Annotated in this window: 2 protein-coding genes; both read right to left on the bottom strand. The window is 66.1% G+C overall.

The window, feature by feature from the left end:
* Nucleotides 1–1,117: Tar ligand binding domain-containing protein (locus B3873_RS03745; protein WP_286864104.1), on the bottom strand; the 1,117-nt coding region annotated here is incomplete at its 3' end.
* A 19-nt stretch (nt 1,118–1,136) separates the two neighbouring features.
* Entirely contained in the window at nt 1,137–1,607 is a 471-nt protein-coding gene (locus B3873_RS03740; protein WP_252695301.1) for a DoxX family protein, read from the bottom strand.
* Nucleotides 1,608–1,700: the final 93 nt, after the last annotated feature.

Raw genomic sequence — 1,700 nt, 5'->3', positions numbered from 1 at the left:
TCTGGAAGGCGATGCCGTCGATCAGGCTGACGATGTCGGAAATGCGTCCCGCCCCGGCGGTAACCTGGGCCATCGCCCCGGCGATGCCGCTCATGACCTGGCCGCCGCGCTCGGCATCGCTGGCGGCAGCGGCGGCCAGCGCGTTGGTGCGCTCGGCATTTTGTGCATTGTTGCGCACGGCACCGGAGAGCCGTTCCAGTGTCGCGGCGGTGGTCTCCAGCGTACTGGCCTGGGCTTGTGTGCGTTGTGCCAGTTCGCCGTTGCCCTGGGCGATGTCGGCGGCCCCGTGATGCAGGTCCCGGGTCGCTTCGCGAATGTCGCCCACGGTAAGGGCCACGCCATGCTGCATGCGCTGCAGAGCCGCCAGCAGGACGCCGATTTCATTGCCGGAGATGCCTTGCACCGCCTGGCTCAGGTCGCCATCGGCGATCCGGTCGAAATGGTCGGCTGCGCGTTTGAGCGGCTGCAAGAGCAGGCGATCAAACAGCAGCCAGCAGATGGCGATGAGCAGGACCGAGGCCGCCAGCATGGCCACGGCCAGCAGTGTGGCCTGGTCCGAGCGGCGTTCGGAGGCCAGGCGCAGGCCATCCTTGACCTGTTCCGCATGCTGGATCACGGCGCGCAGCGTGGCGGCGAATTCGCGGTCGGCGGCTTCGGCGCTGACGGTGGCGGCGGCGTAGTCCTCCAGCGATACGTCATAGAGGGCGACCTCGCGCATGTTCAATACCTTGATGTAGCTGTCGTAGGCGGCCGAAACGCGCAGCGCTTCCGGTTCCGCCAGTGCCGATGGCGTCAATCCCTGACGATAGCCGTCGAAGGCCTTGCGTGCGTCCTGCAGAGCTGCCGAGGCGCGCCGGCTGTAGTCGTTGGACTTGATTTCATCGCCCTTGACCAGGTTGATGTAGGCATTGTCCATGTTGATCAGGGTGTTCAGGAACAGGCGCTCGGTGTCATGCAGCGGCTGGATGTGGCGGTCCGAGAGTTCGATCAGCGCGACGGTGGCGCGGCTGGCCGAGCGCGCACCCTGCCAGGCCATGCCGGCAGCCAGCCACAGCGCCAGCGTCAATAGTCCCAGTACCAGCATCAGGCCGGTACGCAGCTTCATTCTGTTCAACATGATGCTTTTCTCCCCGTGATCAACGCAGTCCCAGGCGCCGGTCCAGCGACCAGGCCCCACCGCCGCGCGCGACCAGGAGCAGCAGCAAGCCAGCCCAGGACAGGTGCGTGGGCCAGGCATCGGGATAGACGAAGATCTCGATGACGGTGGTCATGCCCAGCAAGGCCAGGGCCGCGCCCCGGGTGCAGAGGCCGAGGATCAGCAGCAGCGGGAAGAAGTGTTCCGCATAGGTCGCCAGGTGTGCGGCCAGGTCGGGCGGTACCAGCGGCAGGTGGTATTCCTCCTGGAACAGGACATAGGTGCTGTCCTTGATGTCAAGGAAACCGCTGACCTTGGTACGGCCCGAGAGGAAGAAGATCGCTGCGATCGCCACGCGGGCGACCAGCGTCAGCACGTTGTCGCTGATCACCCGCGTGGCCAGGTCGGCGGCGCGCGACCACAGCGAGGGAGAGGGCTGCACGTCGGCAGGCAGGGTGGCGGGCTGGTTCATGGAAGTCTCCGTTCAGTGAAACGAGGTAAAGGCATCGGCCTGGATCAACTGGCCCAGCATGGTGCCGATTTCCAGGCCGGGCTCCCGGGCCAG

The sequence above is a fragment of the Herbaspirillum sp. UBA812 genome (assembly GCF_002296545.1).
In the GTDB taxonomy this organism is placed as follows: domain Bacteria; phylum Pseudomonadota; class Gammaproteobacteria; order Burkholderiales; family Burkholderiaceae_D; genus Herbaspirillum; species Herbaspirillum huttiense.
Note: the sequence above shows the minus strand (reverse complement) of the source record. Positions and strands in the feature narration are given on the sequence as shown.

Excerpts from the sequence above, each read along its gene's own strand:
- B3873_RS03740 (WP_252695301.1), bottom strand. The coding sequence starts at position 1,607 with ATGAACCAGCCCGCCACCCTGCCTGCCGACGTGCAGCCCTCTCCCTCG.